This is a genomic window from Denitrobaculum tricleocarpae (assembly GCF_007004665.1).
GTDB classification, from domain to species: Bacteria; Pseudomonadota; Alphaproteobacteria; order Kiloniellales; family Kiloniellaceae; genus Denitrobaculum; species Denitrobaculum tricleocarpae.
This window is the reverse complement of sequence record NZ_ML660067.1, coordinates 13,311-28,683: the sequence shown is the minus strand read 5'-3', so window position 1 is coordinate 28,683 and position 15,373 is coordinate 13,311. Positions and strand designations below refer to the sequence as shown.

13 protein-coding genes are annotated in these 15,373 nt (G+C 60.9%); 5 read left to right on the top strand and 8 right to left on the bottom strand.

Going from position 1 to position 15,373, the window contains the following annotated elements; translation table 11 throughout:
* Window positions 1-91 precede the first annotated feature (91 nt).
* The 7 genes from FKG95_RS27605 to FKG95_RS27575 form a co-directional block, all read right to left on the bottom strand.
* Window positions 92-598 carry a CIA30 family protein gene (locus FKG95_RS27605; RefSeq protein WP_142899696.1) on the bottom strand — a complete coding sequence of 169 codons (507 nt, stop codon included), beginning with the start codon at window positions 596-598 and terminating at the stop codon, window positions 92-94.
* A 127-nt stretch (window positions 599-725) separates the two neighbouring features.
* On the bottom strand, window positions 726-1,487 hold the full coding sequence (locus tag FKG95_RS27600) for an ABC transporter permease (RefSeq protein ID WP_142899695.1): 762 nt from the start codon (window positions 1,485-1,487) through the stop codon (window positions 726-728).
* Window positions 1,484-2,275, bottom strand: coding sequence for an ABC transporter ATP-binding protein (locus tag FKG95_RS27595; protein WP_218940393.1), 792 nt, complete (start codon window positions 2,273-2,275; stop codon window positions 1,484-1,486). Before FKG95_RS27595 ends, FKG95_RS27600 begins: the two co-directional genes overlap by 4 nt.
* A gap of 42 nt (window positions 2,276-2,317) precedes the next feature.
* Window positions 2,318-3,340, bottom strand: coding sequence for an ABC transporter substrate-binding protein (locus FKG95_RS27590; RefSeq protein ID WP_142899694.1), 1,023 nt, complete (start codon window positions 3,338-3,340; stop codon window positions 2,318-2,320).
* Window positions 3,341-3,622: 282 nt separating this feature from the next.
* On the bottom strand, window positions 3,623-4,834 hold the full coding sequence (locus tag FKG95_RS27585; protein WP_142899693.1) for an efflux RND transporter periplasmic adaptor subunit: 1,212 nt from the start codon (window positions 4,832-4,834) through the stop codon (window positions 3,623-3,625).
* A gap of 19 nt (window positions 4,835-4,853) precedes the next feature.
* Window positions 4,854-7,217 carry an ABC transporter permease gene (locus tag FKG95_RS27580; protein ID WP_142899692.1) on the bottom strand — a complete coding sequence of 788 codons (2,364 nt, stop codon included), beginning with the start codon at window positions 7,215-7,217 and terminating at the stop codon, window positions 4,854-4,856.
* A 5-nt stretch (window positions 7,218-7,222) separates the two neighbouring features.
* Window positions 7,223-7,966, bottom strand: coding sequence for an ABC transporter ATP-binding protein (locus tag FKG95_RS27575; RefSeq protein WP_142899691.1), 744 nt, complete (start codon window positions 7,964-7,966; stop codon window positions 7,223-7,225).
* A 242-nt stretch (window positions 7,967-8,208) separates the two neighbouring features.
* Between FKG95_RS27575 and FKG95_RS27570 the strand changes: the two genes are divergently transcribed.
* Complete coding sequence (locus tag FKG95_RS27570) at window positions 8,209-8,436, top strand: hypothetical protein (RefSeq protein WP_142899690.1); 228 nt, start codon at window positions 8,209-8,211, stop codon at window positions 8,434-8,436.
* A gap of 155 nt (window positions 8,437-8,591) precedes the next feature.
* On the opposite strand, the gene FKG95_RS27565 is transcribed toward FKG95_RS27570, so the two are convergent.
* Window positions 8,592-9,314: a Crp/Fnr family transcriptional regulator gene (locus FKG95_RS27565; protein ID WP_142899689.1), complete on the bottom strand. Its 723-nt coding sequence runs from the start codon at window positions 9,312-9,314 to the stop codon at window positions 8,592-8,594.
* Between the two features lie 338 nt (window positions 9,315-9,652).
* Here FKG95_RS27565 and FKG95_RS27560 point away from each other — a divergent pair, with 338 nt between their 5' ends.
* The 4 genes from FKG95_RS27560 to FKG95_RS27545 are packed head-to-tail and all read left to right on the top strand — an operon-like array spanning window position 9,653 to window position 15,156.
* On the top strand, window positions 9,653-10,726 hold the full coding sequence (locus FKG95_RS27560) for a cytochrome-c peroxidase (RefSeq protein ID WP_142899688.1): 1,074 nt from the start codon (window positions 9,653-9,655) through the stop codon (window positions 10,724-10,726).
* Window positions 10,727-10,737: 11 nt separating this feature from the next.
* Window positions 10,738-11,868 carry a cytochrome-c peroxidase gene (locus tag FKG95_RS27555; RefSeq protein WP_142899687.1) on the top strand — a complete coding sequence of 377 codons (1,131 nt, stop codon included), beginning with the start codon at window positions 10,738-10,740 and terminating at the stop codon, window positions 11,866-11,868.
* 15 nt (window positions 11,869-11,883) lie between these two features.
* Window positions 11,884-12,468, top strand: a complete 585-nt coding sequence (locus FKG95_RS27550; RefSeq protein WP_142899686.1) for an arsenate reductase (azurin) small subunit — start codon at window positions 11,884-11,886, stop codon at window positions 12,466-12,468.
* Window positions 12,469-12,480: 12 nt separating this feature from the next.
* Complete coding sequence (locus FKG95_RS27545) at window positions 12,481-15,156, top strand: arsenate reductase (azurin) large subunit (RefSeq protein ID WP_142899685.1); 2,676 nt, start codon at window positions 12,481-12,483, stop codon at window positions 15,154-15,156.
* Window positions 15,157-15,373 lie beyond the last annotated feature (217 nt).

The following is a 15,373-nucleotide window of genomic DNA, read 5'->3' as shown; positions in this document are numbered from 1 at the left end:
GATAAGCCCATTCTATGGCAGATCCGAGGCAGTGTTTGCAGAGCACAACGCGTTCGGATGGGCCAGAGAATGCGATTAAACGCGACATGCGTTAACGGTAAAACGCGATCTCGCTCACGGCGAGGTCGGCAGTAAAAGCCCGGCCGATGGCCACCAGCCCGATCCTTCGGAGCCTGGAGGTCACCAGGGGCGCTTCCAGCCTGTGGGGCGTGAAGGAGGCGAAGGGCAGTTCGAGCGTTTCCCACTCCGGTCCTGCAACGAACTGTGCCCGGTAGGACTGCCAGGGCCGGGTGTTGTCGGCGCTGCGCAGATGCAGCCCGTACTCTTCACCGTTGCCGCGGACCGTAAGGCGTAACCCGGTAAAGCCGGAGGCGTCGTACATCCCCCGGTCCGGCGAGAGATCGAGGGCCGCCTGAACGAAGCCGCCGTTGTTTTCCAGGCGCACGTCCCCGCGCAGCCGCATCGCCCAGCGTCCGTCGAGCTGTTCGCGCGTGACGGAGGCCTGCGAGACGCCGCCCATGACCCGATCGCTGAAACCCCGCCAGGTGGTGCCCAGTTTTGAGGTCAGGTCCGAATCGCTAAAGTCGTCAATTAGCATGTTTTCGATCTGCGCAGTGCTGTTGCCGGAACGCAACAAGATAGGGCCGATCAGGCCCGCGGCCAGAAATAATTTGCACCAGGACCGCCTTGTCAGAGTCACGTGAGGCTGCACCTTTCCGGCATGACTATCCGCTGTCCCCGCCGCGGAAGGCCCATCCGACGAAGCGCCGCTCGACCAGCACAAAGACCACATACATGCCCACACCCATGGCGGCGATCACCAGCAGACCCGCGAAGACCAGAGGCACGCGGAAGCTGGAGGACGCGGTGAGCATGAGATGTCCCATGCCGGCGTTTCCGGCCACCGTCTCGGAGATCACCGTGCCCACGAAAGCAAGGGTGACCGCGACCTTCAACGAAGCGAAGAAGTAAGGCATGGAGCGGGGCACGCCGACCTTGAGCAGGATATCGATCTTGCGCGCGCCGAGGGATCGCAGGACGTCTTTCAGTTCCGGCTCAAGCGTCGCGAGGCCGGTGGCGACGTTCACGACGATGGGAAAGAAGGAAATGGTGAAGGCGGTGAGGATAGCCGGGATTGTGCCGATGCCGAACCAGACCACGAGCACCGGTACGATGGCGACCTTCGGGATGGAATTAAAGCCGACCAGCAGGGGATAGATGGCTGAATAGACCACCGCCGAGGCGCCGGTGACCAGGCCCAGGGCCAGTCCGAAAACCACGGCCAGCGCAAAACCGACCATAGTCACCCAGAAGGTGTAGAAGGCGTTCTGCCAGATCGCGGGCCAGTATTCGATCATTGCGGCAATGGACGCGCTGGGCGTGGGCAGGATGAATTCAGGCACCGAGAAAAGCCGGCAGACGACTTCCCAGAACACGAAAAGACCGATGGTGGCGAGCCAGGGTGCGAGTTTGTTTTTCGAAATCATGATGCGCGCACCTCGCCGATGTGATCGCGCAGCTTATGCACCAGATCGACGAAATCCTGGTCGAAGGTGGACTCCAAGGTGCGGGGCCGGGCCAGGGGGATGGGCCGCTTATAGACAATCCGGCCCGGGCGTTTGCTGACCACGTAAACCCGGTCGGCCAGGTAGACCGCCTCGCGCAGATCGTGGGTCACCAGGATGACCGTGAATTTCCGCTGCATCCAGAGATCCTGCAGCACGCCCCAGAGCTCCTCGCGGGTGAAGGCGTCGAGGGCGGCGAAAGGCTCGTCGAGCAGCAGAAGATCCGGCGCATGGATCAGCGCCCGGCAGAGCGACGCGCGCTGCTGCATACCGCCGGAAAGCTCATAAGGGGCATGATCCTCGTAGCCTTCAAGCCCGACCGTCTTGAGAAGCGCTCTGGCGGTCTCCAGATGCTCGGCCTTCTTGCGCCGGAAGCTGCCCCGGTGTGTCCGGCTGACCTCCAGCGGCAGCAAGACGTTCTCCAGGGTTGTCCGCCAGGGCAGGAGGGTGGCGTTTTGAAAGGCCATCCCCACCATGGTCAGCGGCCGGGTCACGGGTTCCCCGGCGACACGGGTGATGCCTTTGTCCGCAGGCATCAGGCCGGAGACGATCTTCAAAAGAGAAGATTTCCCGCAGCCCGAGGGACCGACCATGGCGACGAACTCGCCCTGTTTGATGGTCAGAGAAGCGTCGGCGACCGCCGGTACCGTGCCGGTGCCGGGGCCGCCATAGGTCATGGTGACCTGCTCGAGTTCAACGAAGGCCGTCACAAAAAGTACCGCTCACAGAAAACGAAAGGAATGGGGAAAGGATCAGCGGCTCAGCATCCGGTCCTTCGCCGGCGGCAGAAACTCCGAGGTCCAGACAGCGGCGGGTTCCGGCGTGGACTCCAGGCCGTAGGCTATGGCGAGCTGCGCGATGGAATTGCGCAGGCGGGCCTCGTCCACATCGCCGATGCCGCTCTCGAGCACTTTCGGGGTCAGGACATTGACATCCAGGGCCAGTTGCAGCCGCTCCAGTTCCAGTTTCTTCTCGATCAGCGGATCGCTCTTGGCGACGATTTCGATGGCGCCTTCGGGGTCGGCAATCACGTCCTGCCAGCCGCGGACGGTGGCGCGGATGAAGCCGGCGACCGCCTCGGGCTGTTCGCTGATGAACTTGCCGGACGCAATCACGGCATTGCCGTAGAAATCCATCCCGAAATCGGCATAGAGGAAATACTTGATGTCTTCCTCCGAGACGCCCTTGGACTTCAGATCCAGCATCGAGGAGAAGAAGTGACCGGAGATGAAATCCACGTCGCCCCGCACCAGCATGGCTTCGCGCAGAGCCGGGTCCATGTTGACCCGCTCAACGGCTTTTTCGTCGATGCCTGTTTCATGGGCAAAGGCGGGAAAGAGCTTGTAGGAGGCGTCGAAGACCGGCGCGCCCAGCTTCCGGCCGACCAGGTCCTCGGCCTTGGCGATGTTGTTTTTCTTCAGGGTAAAGAGCGAGAAGGGCGGCGCGTCATAAGCCATCATCACGGCCTTGACCGACTGGCCGGGGTTTTTGGCGTTGAAATCGACCAGCGCGTTGATATCCGCGAAGCCCATCTGATAGGCGCCGCCTGCCACGCGGGTGACCGCGCCGGCGGAGCCGTTGCCGCTGTCGATCGAGACATCAAGGCCTTCTTCGGCGTAGAAGCCTTTATCGGCGGCCACCAAGAAGGCTGCCGTAGGTCCCTGGAATTTCCAGTCCAGCGTGAATTTGATGTCGACTTCGGCCGAGGCCTGGGTCGAGAAGCCGGCAAAAGCGGCAACCAGCGCGACGGCGCGCAGGGCTTTGACGTCAAACATTATCAGTTATCTCCCCGTTTTCTCGTGCGATTGAGTCAGGATCACGCACTGCAAACCCTATGCCATCTGTCAAGCTCTCGCCTGGAAACCCTTTACCGCTTTCCAGGTCGGAAAACCGCCCATAATCTGGGCAGTCCGGGATCAGGCCGATTGTTTTTGCCTGTTATTCGCCCGTTTTGCCTGTCAGGTTGGCACACTCTGTTCTCTTGCGAGCCTAATGCGGTGACGAGGCTTCGTCGAGGGGCATTGTCCTTTGCGCTTGCCGGAGGCCTTGCAGGGCGCTCAGAGAAGACGTTCGCTCAGCCTGACGCCCTCGATCACCCGGTCGCTGGGATAGAGCACGACCCGGTCGCCCTCGCTGAGGCCCTCCAGGATCTGCGCTTCCAGGTCCGTGCGCTGTCCGAGTTCGACCGATTGCAGGCGGGCCCGGCCCTCGCGCTCGACAAAGACCGTCCAGTCGCCGCCGTTTCGAAACAGCGCCGTGAGGGGTATTTTCAGCACGGACGGGTCCTCCCAAAGCACCACCTGCAGCTCGACCCGGTAGCCGTGGCCGAGGCGCAGCCACTTTTCGGGCGGATCGGTGAAATCGATGATGACGTTGACCCGCTGTTCCTCGATCCCCAGTGCGGAGACCTTGGTGAAACCGGTCGGCTCGATCCGACGGACCCGGCCGCTGAGATCCTCCGGGCCACCCCAATCCTCGATCACGACCCGCTGGTTGGCCTCGACCTTTACGGCATCTTCCGACAGCAGATCGACGACGATCTCCAACTGGCGGGGATTGCCGATGTCGATCAAGGCCTGGCCGGACTGGACCACGCCCGCGCTTTCCTGATGAATCTTCAGTACCTGTCCGCTGACCGGTGTCGTGAGCACGACACAGTCGCAGGCATCGTACTGGCGCTGCGCGGTGGCCGGAGATACCAGCTGCGCGCGGGCCTGCGTCAATTCCGACTCGCGCATGCGCAGGCCGGCGCGGGCTGTATCCAGGCTCGCTTTCTTGGTCCGGAAGACCCGTTCGGCGTCGTCCAGCGCCCGCTGAGAGATGGTGTCGGTGGTGATCAGCCTGCGCGCGCGCTTGACCTCGGCGTCCGCGAAGTCCAGTTCCGCCTCTGCCACATCGACCTCGGCCAATGCCAGACTGCGGGCCGCCTCGGCGGTTTCGATGGCGGCCTGGGCCTGGGCCGCGCTGCGCACATCCAGGAAGGTCGGGTCGATCGGCTCGATCCTCGCGACCTCGGTGATCTCGGCACGCAGGAGGTCACCGACGTCCAGATCGATCCGCCGCATATGTCCGGTGACCGGCGCGGACAGCACGAAGACGTCGCGCACGCGGGTCTCACCTTCTTCGGCGACCGTGACCACCAGCGGCCCCTGGGCCGCCGTGACGAAATCAACCGGGATCGGCCGGGGCCAGAAGGCGTAGGCCAAACCTGCCGCGAGAACCGCGCCGAGACAGCCCCAAAGTACCAAACGGCGTCCTTTCACCTGCATGTTGGCGTACTCCCCTCTTTCATTCGCGGGTCTTGAGAACAGAGATCAGATCGAGTTTGTCGAGCCGCTCCCGCACGATAAATCCCGACACCACAGCGGCCAGCAGCGCGATCAGGACTCCTACGCCGTAGGTCGAGGGTTCGATGATCATCGGAATGCGGTAGAGCTCGGATTCGAAGGCTGTGGTCATGAGCCAGGCCAGACCCAGGCCTGCAAGGCAACCGAGCGGCAGGCCGAAGAGAACCGTCAGGCCGACTTCACCGAGCAGTATGTAGGAGATTTCCCAACGGGAGAATCCGAGCACTCTGAGCGTTGCGAGCTCGCGTCCGCGTTCCGAAAGGGCGATCCGCGCGGTGTTGTAGACGACCCCGAAGGCCAGGGTGCAGGAGAAGGCGACAAAAAAGGAAATATAGACCAACAGGGTCTTGGCCAGGGTCTCGTAGAACTCGTCGACCGCCGCGCGGCGCAGCATCACGGCGGCGATACTCGGCAGTTCCTTCAACTCGGCGAAAAGCTCCGCCTGCTCCCGCTCATCGACCAGCAGATCGAGAAATTCGACACGCCGGGGCTCCAGAAGCAGACGGTTCATGGCCGACTTATCGATGTAAGCCGGCATACCGATGAAGGTCCCGAAGAGGCTGACCACAGGCAGCTCAAGTGTGGGGCGGCGTCCTTCCAAGACTTCGACCAGCACTGTATCGCCCGGGCCGACGGCCAGTTTCTCCGCCAGCTTGGTCGAAAGCACCAGCCCGCCCGGCGGAACCGCCACGACCCGGCCGGCATTGTCGTAGATCGGTTGCAGTCTGGCGTCCGGCTCAATACCGTTGAGGGAGCCTCTGTGCAGCCGCGTTCCCGAGCGGAAGTTCGCCGTGACGATCCGCTGGGATTCAACAGAGAGCACGCCCGGCAGATTGGCGAACTCGCGCACGACGCTCTCCTGCTCCGCCTCGACCAGACCGACCATGATGTCCTGATGCTGCGCCTGGAAAAAGTGGGTGTCGGCCATGTGGTCGATGGAATCGAGCCACTGCAGCGAGGAGATCAGAACCGCCACCGAGAGGGCGATCCCCGATGCGGTCAGGAAGGCCCGCAGGGGCCAGCGGATGATCTGCCGCAGGATCATGCGGCTGGGCTGGTCCAGCAGAACCGCCAGGGCCGAGTCCATCAGACCGCCCTTATGAAAGACAGGCGGTGCCGGGGGCCGCATGGACTCGGCAGGAGAAAGCGCGACCGAACTCCGCACGGCGCCTGCCGCGCCGATCAGGGCCGCGGCCATGCTGACGATGGCCGCGATGGAGAAGGAAGTGGGACCGGGGCGGAACAGAAGGAAGGGAAAGCGGAACTGATCCGCGTAGATGTGCGTGCTCCACTGCCCCAGGCCATAGCCGACGCCCCAGCCGATGACGATACCCAGCCCGGTCATAGCCATCACCATCTTGGCGTAATGCCAGCCGACCGCCAGATTGCTGTAGCCGAAGGCCTTGAGCAGGCCGATCTCGGTTCGCTCGATGGCGATGAGGCGCGCAAGCACCATGTTTGTCAGAAAACCCGCCACGGCCAGGAAGATCGTCGGCATGATCGTCGACATGCTCCGCAGCTGTTCCAGCTCGTTCATGAGGAACCAGTTGGAGATCTGGTCCTTGCGGGCGTAGGCGCCGACGCCGCCGTAATCCTCGAGCAGGTTGTCGAGCCGCTCGATCACGCCCTTGGGTTCGACACCGCGCAGCAGGGAGACCGCGACGCCGTTGAAGGAATCTTCCAGGTCATAGGCCGCCGCCAGGGCATCCCGGCCCATCCAGAAGATGCCGAAGCGCAGATCGTCGGGCATCAGTGCGCCCGGACCGATGGAGTAGACGAACTCCGGCGAGAGGGCCGTACCGACGATGGTCAGGGTTCGTTTATTGCCCTTGAGCACGGCCTGAAACTTATCGCCTGGTTTGAAACCATGGGCCTCTGCAAAGGGTTCGCCGAGGATGACTTCATCGACCCGGCCAGGCGTGACCCAGCGGCCGCTGCGCAGGACCAGTTGGTTCAGGTTCGGCTGTCCGCGTTCCGGGATAGAGACCAATTGGGCGATAACCGGCTCGCCGAAGCCCGCGATGTCGACGACCGCAAACTGAGCGATCCGCGTGTCGACCGCTTGAACCCCGGGCAGTTCCGCGATTTTCTTTTCCAGCGACCGGGGTGCGCGTTTGACCTCCGCGAAGACCTGCGCGAAGCGGTAGCGCTCATAGTAGGCATTGGCGGTTTCCTCCAGGGCCTCGAGCGAGCTCAGGGACATGATCAGAACGCCGACGCCGGAAGCCACGATCAGCGCGATGGCGATGACCTGGCCGCGCAGGCGCCAGAGGTCGCGGAAGAGCTTTTTGTCGAGGGGGTTCATGACCGTTACCAGGTCATTTCACTGACCCGGCGTTTGTCCTTATTGACGCGGGTCTCGTGAATTTTGCCGTCGGCGAAAATAATCACCCGGTCCGCCATATCGGCGATCACGGCGTTATGGGTGATCAGGGCTGTCGTGGTGCCGAGCTCCTGGTTGACCCTCTGGATCGCTTCCAGGACGATCACGCCGCTGGCGCTGTCCAGCGCGCCGGTGGGCTCGTCGCACAGCAGGATCCGCGGCTGTTTGGCGATGGCCCGGGCGATGGCGACCCGCTGCTGTTCGCCGCCCGAAAGCTGGGCGGGAAAATGATCCAGGCGTTCGCCGAGCCCGACCATTTCCAACGCTTCGGCCGGTGCCATGGGGGCCGGCGCGATTTCGGTCACCAGGGCCACGTTCTCGCGGGCGGTCAGGCTGGGGATGAGATTGTAGAACTGGAACACGAAGCCGACGTTATCGCGCCTGAAACGGGTCAGTGCCGACTCGTTGAAGGCCGTCAGTTCCGCGTCGCCAAAAAAGACCTTGCCGTGCGTCGGCCGGTCCAGGCCGCCCAGGATATTCAGAAGCGTCGATTTGCCGCTGCCTGATGCCCCCAACAGGACAACCAGTTCAGATTGGTAAAGCGTCAGATCGACGCCGTTCAGCGCACGCACCTCAACTTCGCCCGTTCGGTAAATCTTGGTCAGGCCACGGGTCCGGATCGAGGGCGTTTGCGGCTCGGTCTCTGGTAGAGTGTTTGCCTGAGAAACCACGCAGAATCTCCGCTCACGCAATGAGGTTTGCCATGAGGCTTCAAAATAGCGAAGGGAGTGGGCGCAGACCTTGACACAGATCAGATCTGGCCCGGTCAGATCTCGCCCTGTCGCCGCTGGCGCACGCGATCGACATCGCTGTGAAGAAGGTTTGACCTAACTCAAGTGCCTCATGCCAAGATTTGGATAGGTTCGGTGGAACCTCGAGTGAGGACACAAAATCCGAAAGGTAAGAAAACATCATGGCCGATATCATCACGCTGCACGGCGTTGAGCCCGCGGAGATCTTCCAAAGCGGATTGGAACACGCCGATGAGATTCAGGCTGTGGCCACCAGTATTCTCTGGAAAGACGGGCATATCACGGCGGGTTGGTCCAATCTGGATACCGCGATGCTGGCCCGGATGATCCTGGTGCTGGACGAGCGCCAGCGCCGCGCGACCCTGACCGACCAGGATCTGGATCTGTAACGCTGGTCCCAGGCGGTCCGGCGACGTTGCTTCGAATCACTGCTTGGAATCACTCGAGCGGCCCGCACGCAGGGACGCGGGCTGAAGCGTCGCGATCTATCCTGTCTTGGGGCCGATGCTTCCTCAGGCCCTCTTCTTCTTTAGGCCCGGATTCCTTAAGCCCGGCGCGTCGATTGCCGGGGACGGCCGCCGTTTGCGATCTGACGCATGGCCGGGACATCGATCATGAAAACCTGGTCGGCCGTCGGGATTGCGATGCGTTTTTCCTGCTCGAGCTTGCGGATCGCCCGGCTGACGGTCTCGGCTTTGACCCCGATGTAGTCGGCGATGTCGATCCGCATGATCGGAATATGCACGGTATCCCCGTCCCGTGATCTCTTTTGCCGCCCGGGCCAGCGCTTGAATTCGAACAACAGGGATGCGAGCCGTTCGAACGGCGTCTTGCAGGACAGGTCTGTGACGTGATCGCGCATCCGCGCGAAATGTGCGCCCTGTTGCGTGATGAAAGCACCGGCGATATCGCTGTGTTGCGCGATGCAGGCATCGATCTGATCTTGATCCAGCATCAGAAATTCCGAGTCCTTCAACGCAATCAGCTTGCCCTGGCGAATCCGTTCACTGCGGCGCACATCAACCAGGTCGCCTTCGTGGAACAGGCTGCAGAGAACTCTGCGTCCGTCGGACAGTTCTCGCTGAACGGCGAAGGCGCCCGAGATCACGATGCCGACATCCGAGCGCACTTCATCGCCGCGCGATAGATTTGCCGGAGTCGCAGTGTCCAGAAGGTCACACAGGCTCGCTGCCGACAGTCGATTCCAGGGCGAATAGTCGGGAAGACACGGTGTATCTATAGATAGAACGCGTGGAACCTTGTCCATTGCATACCCCCAAGGTTTGTTCCGCTGCTAGGTAACGACTCCCGGGACACACGACGTTGATCTGTATCAAATCGCGCTGCATCAGCGAAAAAAACTTTGGTGGTTTTATTGGCGTTACTACAACCTTTAGATCAAGATGTGTAACAAATCTTTGTTTTGACGTTTGATTTATTAAGCATCTCTGCAGTTTAGCAGATCAACTATAACGAGAACTGTAATATTTAACATGTTTTGTGACCCCGATTGATTTCAATCAATTACAGCCGGGAGGGCGTTCTATCTAGTTCCCGCTTCGAGCCGCGATCATCTTTTGCGGCTGTGTTTCGGGGAGATTGTCAATGAGACTGATGCTAACTCTCGCCTGTACTGTGCTGGCCGGATGCTCCGCGCTTGCGCAAGATTCAGGTAAGCTTAAGCCGATGGAGGTCAAGCCCGAATTGGCCGAGCTCGGTAAGCGGATGTTCTATGATACGAGACTATCGGGGGATACAACGCTGTCTTGTTCCAGCTGCCATCAGCCGGACAAGGCCTTTACGGACGGCGAAGCGCTCTCAGCCGCCTACACGGGCGCTGCTCACTTCCGCAATTCGCCGACCCTGGCCAATGTGGGATACCGCGCGGCCTGGTTTCACGACGGCCGGTTGGGCACCAACCTGAACGACGTCAGCCGTGAGATGATCACGGAAACCTACATGATGAATATGGATATGCGGATCATGCAGGAACGCATGAAGCAGGATCCTGTTTACGTGGAGATGTTCAAGAAGGCCGGTATGAGCGAGCCTTCGAACGGTGGAGCGCGGAACGCGCTGCAAGCCTTTATGAAGACCATTGTGTCGCGCAAGGCACCGATCGACGAGGGTACGCTCTCTGATTCGGCGAAGCGGGGCCAGGACGTCTTCAACGGCAAGGGTGGCTGTGTCGCCTGCCATTCCGGCACGCGCTACACCGACGATGCGACGCATAACACCGGTGTTCCGAACAATCCCGACATCTGGAGCGATCCGGAACGGCATTCGGCCTTCGTCACCTATGCCAAGTTTATGGGTGTCGAGAACTACATGAATCTTCGCCAGGATATGGGCGCCTGGGTCCGGACGCGTATTGCCGGCACCGAACGCAGCTTCCTGACGCCGACTCTGCGCGAACTGACCTGGACCGCGCCTTACATGCATAACGGCACCATGGCCACCCTGGAGGACGTTGTTGATTTCTACAACGCCGGCGGCGGCGATGACCCGCTCAAGGATGCGCGTCTGAAACCACTCGATCTGAGTGCGGATGAGAAGGCCGATCTGGTCGCCTTTCTGCAGTCTCTGAGCGGCGAGACTTTCGATACGGACGAATACGTCTGGCGGGCTGATGACTACGGTTATGAGCTGATCGAAAACTGGCGCGAGACGAAGAATTAATGGAGGCGACAATGACCTTATCCAGGACACTCACTGCCGCCATGCTTGCTTCGTGCCTAACGGTGCCGGCATTGGCGGACGGCCATCGACCAGAAGGCTTGGCGGCCCTTGGCCCGCCGCCGATTCCGGCCGACAATCCCATGACGGACGCAAAGATCGAGCTCGGCAAAATGCTGTTCTTCGATCCGATCCTCTCGGGCAACTACGGTATGCCTTGTTCCGCGTGCCATCTGCCCGAGGCAGGCTGGGCCGTTCAGGCGCCGATCAGCTTCGGTTATCCCGGAACGACGCACTGGCGCAACAGCCAGACCATCATTAACTCGGCCTACTACAACAACCTCTTCCTGGCCGGGGCCTCGAAGTCTCTTGAGGCACAGGCACGTTCGGCTGCCCGCGGCGGTGTCGCAGGCAACGGCGAAGACGATATGATGGAGGCGCGCCTCGCGTTCGTCCCGGAGTATCGCGAGCGCTTCGCCGATGTGTTCGGTGATGACTGGCCCAACGTCCGGCACGCTTACATGGCGATCGCCGCGTTCCAACGCACGCTCGTGCAGACGGACACGCCCTTCGACAACTATATGCGTGGCGACGACGCAGCGCTCACCGATCAGCAGAAACGCGGCCTCGAGGTCTTCACCGGCCAGGGTAACTGCGTCGCCTGCCATAATGGGCCGCTGCTATCCGATCAGCAGTACCACAATCTCGGGGTGCCGCCTTATTCCGGCTGGGAAGAAGACGAACTTGCGCAGATCACTTTCCGTTTCCAACTCTATTCCAAGGGTTCGAACGAAGAGCTGTACCGCAACACCAAAGACGACCCGGGCCTGTACTTCCGCAGCAAGGATGCGCAGCACAAGGGCAAGTTCCGTACCCCGAGCCTGCGCTACACAAAGTACACTTTCCCCTTCATGCACAACGGCATGATCGAGACTTTGCGCGATGTCGTGGTCTTCTATAACGAGGGCGGCGGTACGAACGAGTTTGCCAAAACCAAGAGCCCGCTGATCAAACCGCTTGGTCTCAGCGATAGCCAAATCGACGATCTGGTCGCGTTTCTCGAGTCACTCTCGGGCGATGAGATTCTGATGGATGAGCCGGAGCTTCCGGTAATGGAACCGCTGCCCACAGCGGCTCAAAACTAAGAGGAGAGGGACGAGATGACGATCGATCCCCGTGTAGCCGCCGCGATCAACGGCGAGAACGGCGAAGCCGAGAAAGCCGGCACCCGGTCCTGTCTGATGAACCGGCGCAGTTTCCTGCTTTCAGGCGGTATTGCGACCACCGTTGTGATGGTCGGTATTCCAGGTCTGGTACAATCGCAAACGCCGGCAGTGGTTGCGACCTATCCCAGGAAGTTCATCACCAAGCTTTCGAGCCTGGAGGTCGATGAACCTTTCGATTTCGAGTATCCCGATGAGGGGCTTTACGCGGAATCGATCCTGGTCAAACTCGGCAAGGAAGCCGGTGGCGGGCTTGGACCCGACAAGGATGTGGTTGCGTTCAACTACACCTGCACCCATCAGGGCGGCCCTCTGCAGGGCACTTACCAGGCGGCGGATAAGGCGCTGGGACCCTGTCCCCTGCACCTGACCACCTTCGACCTCACGCGTCACGGCATCTTTATTTCCGGCCAGGCTTATCAATCCTTGCCTCAGGTGCTTTTGGAGCTCGAGGGCGACGACATCTACGCCGTCGGCATGTTTGGCCTGATCTACGGCCGTTTCGATAATCTTCAGGGCTAAGGAGGCGAACCCATGTCCACCCCATATTATGTCCCCGAGGAATCGATTCCCCTGCCGCCGCCCGACGCGGACGTTATTTCCACGGCGTGCGACTACTGCGTCGTGGCCTGCGGCTACAAGGTTTACCGCTGGCCGGTCCGTGGCGGAAAGGTCGGCGGTCCCGCCGCCGATCAGAACGCCTTCGGCGAGGATTTTCCCGTCGAACCGCTCGGTGCCTGGGTCGCGCCGACTCAGCACAATATCGTGCTGCACAACGGCGAGCCCCACCATGTGGTGATCATTCCCGACAAGGATACGAAGCACGTTAACCCGCGGGGCAACTCTTCGATCCGCGGCGGTGCCATCGCGCAGAAGGTCTACAATCCGCAGACCCCGACGCGTGACCGTTTGAAGTCCCCCATGGTGCGCATGTTCGGCGTTCTCATGCCGGTGACCTGGGACTTTGCCCTGGATATCGCTGCCGAGGTCGGCAAGCACGTGCTCGAAAAGCACGGCACCAATGCCTACGGCGTGAAGACCTTCTCCTACGGTTACATGGAGAATACCTACGCCATCACCAAGTATGCGCTGCGGAATATCTCCACCGCCAACTTCACCTTCCACGACACGCCCTCCGACGTGACCTCCACGCCGGGTTTCCGCGATGCCGGTTTCGATAACTTCGGACCCAGTTACGAGGACTGGCGTGACGCCGATACGCTGCTGATGTGCGGTACGGACCCTTACGAGTCCAAGACGATCCTCTTCACGGACTGGATCATGCCGGGTATCCAGAACGGACAGAAGACCATCTTCCTTCTGCCGCGCCGGACCGCCGGTGTCGCCTATGCCGAGAAGAACGGCGGCATGCTGATCGATATCCAGCCGGGCACCGATCTGCCCGTGGTTCTGGCGATTGCCCGTGTGATCGTCGAGAAGGGCTGGGAAGACGCGGAGTGGATCCAGAACTGGGTCAACTCCAAGTGGGAAAGTTCGTCGGGTTTCGGACAGGGCACCCGTAACACGCCCTGGCAATGGCGCACGACCTGGGGCAAGTTCCAGACCGACGGTTTCGAGGACTGGAAGAAATGGCTGCTCGAACAGGACTATGCCGTGCCTGAAAAAGCCGCCGAGATTGCCCAGATCGATGTCGAGAAGATCTATACAGCCGCCGAATGGATGGCGAAGCCGAAAGCGGACGGAACGCGGCCCAAGACCTCGATCATGATCGAGAAGGGCTTCTACTGGTCCAACAACACCGGCAACACCAATGCCATCTCGTCGCTCGGCATCATCTGCGGCTGTGGCGGCCGTCCCGGACAGGTGATCGGCCGTGCGGGCGGGCACCAGCGTGGCGGTTTGCGTGGCGGTTCCTATCCGCGCAACAAGAGCCCCGAAAAACTGCCGGGACGCCGCCGGCGCGCCATGGACACCGACCGCTACCTCATGTCGGGCCACACGCGTCTGGCCCACGTTATCGGCACCACCTGGGTTCAGGCCATGCTTGGCTCGCAGTCTCTGCAGTCCAAGTTCGATGAACTGACCACCCGGAACCCGCATCAGGTCCAATCCTACGACAAGGCCGAGATTATCGAGACCTTGAAGAAGCGCGCGGACTCCGGCGGCATGGTGGTGTGGGACCAGGATATCTATCTGGTGGATCCCATCGGGGCCCGCTACGCGGATATCGTGTTCCCGGCGTCGGGCTGGGGCGAGGAAACCTTCACCCGTGCCAACGGCGAGCGGCGGATCCGGCTCTATCCGAAGTTCTACGATGCGCCGGGCGAAGCCAAGCCGGACTGGTGGATCATCGCTCAGCTCTCCAAGAAGATGGGCTTCGAGGGCTTCGACTGGAAGGACTCCAACGAGGTCCTCGAGGAAGGTTCCCGCCGGTCACGCGGATCGCGCAAGGACTTCCATCCGGTCAAGGTTGCCGCGCATCGGGAAGGTAAGACCCTTCACGAAAAGCTCGGTGAGTTCGGCACCAACGGCATTCAGGGCCCGGTCCTGATGCTGGCCGACGGTTCGCTGGAGGAAACCAAACGCCTGCATGACGTCAATCGCGTCCTGCCGGAGAATGGCCCTGCCGGTCCCACGGTCTTCAACAAGAAGCTGACGCATTTCAACACCCAGACCGGCAAGTGCAATCTTCAGAAAGCGCCCTGGAGTCTCTTCTCCAGTTACTGGGAGTGGCTGAAACCGCGTGAAGGTGAGATCTGGATGACGTCAGGCCGGATCAACGAGCGTTGGCAGTCCGGTTACGATGACCGCCGCCGCCCGTACATCGTCCAGCGCTGGCCGGAAAACTGGATCGAGCTGCATCCCGAAGATGCCGAGATGTACGGTGTCGAATCAGGGGACTACGTCATGCTCTACTCCGACCGGATCCCGGTTCAGAAAGATACGATCATCGGCATCGAGGGGGATGACTTCGACTTCGCCTCCTTGCTGGAGAATGGTCATATCGAGTTGACCGAAGCGGCGATTACGGCGGTTGCCATGGTGACGCCGGCGGTGAAGAAGGGGGTCGGCTACATGGACTTCCTGCACACCAGCCAGCCGGCAAATGCTCTGGCCGGTCGGGTCGTCGACTGGATCAGCGGCAACTATAACTACAAGATGGGTATCGGCCAGGTGCGGCGTATGGGTGAGAGCCCCTACAAGAAGCAGCTCCGCTCGATGTCCTTCGCGCGTCGCGATATTGCCTGATTTGTATCCGGGGGCGGTCTTTCCTGATCTTCGGATTATGAGAGACCGCCCTTTGTTTCCACGAAGACTGAGTTAAGGCCGAGACGGTGTTTTCGCCGCGTTGTGAAATGCGATCTGCTCTTGCAGTGCGATTATTCTTGCCAAGGTCCGTCAAGATCACGGATCGCTCTGCCAGATAAAAATAATGAGGCTGATCGTTCTTGCCACGAGAGGCAGG

Coding starts and splice junctions, on each gene's coding strand:
- FKG95_RS27560 (WP_142899688.1), top strand. CDS start 9,653: ATGAGACTGATGCTAACTCTCGCCTGTACTGTGCTGGCCGGATGCTCC.
- FKG95_RS27600 (WP_142899695.1), bottom strand. CDS start 1,487: ATGATTTCGAAAAACAAACTCGCACCCTGGCTCGCCACCATCGGTCTT.
- FKG95_RS27585 (WP_142899693.1), bottom strand. CDS start 4,834: ATGCAGGTGAAAGGACGCCGTTTGGTACTTTGGGGCTGTCTCGGCGCG.
- FKG95_RS27545 (WP_142899685.1), top strand. CDS start 12,481: ATGTCCACCCCATATTATGTCCCCGAGGAATCGATTCCCCTGCCGCCG.
- FKG95_RS27555 (WP_142899687.1), top strand. CDS start 10,738: ATGACCTTATCCAGGACACTCACTGCCGCCATGCTTGCTTCGTGCCTA.
- FKG95_RS27550 (WP_142899686.1), top strand. CDS start 11,884: ATGACGATCGATCCCCGTGTAGCCGCCGCGATCAACGGCGAGAACGGC.
- FKG95_RS27580 (WP_142899692.1), bottom strand. CDS start 7,217: ATGAACCCCCTCGACAAAAAGCTCTTCCGCGACCTCTGGCGCCTGCGC.
- FKG95_RS27590 (WP_142899694.1), bottom strand. CDS start 3,340: ATGTTTGACGTCAAAGCCCTGCGCGCCGTCGCGCTGGTTGCCGCTTTT.
- FKG95_RS27605 (WP_142899696.1), bottom strand. CDS start 598: ATGCTAATTGACGACTTTAGCGATTCGGACCTGACCTCAAAACTGGGC.
- FKG95_RS27570 (WP_142899690.1), top strand. CDS start 8,209: ATGGCCGATATCATCACGCTGCACGGCGTTGAGCCCGCGGAGATCTTC.
- FKG95_RS27565 (WP_142899689.1), bottom strand. CDS start 9,314: ATGGACAAGGTTCCACGCGTTCTATCTATAGATACACCGTGTCTTCCC.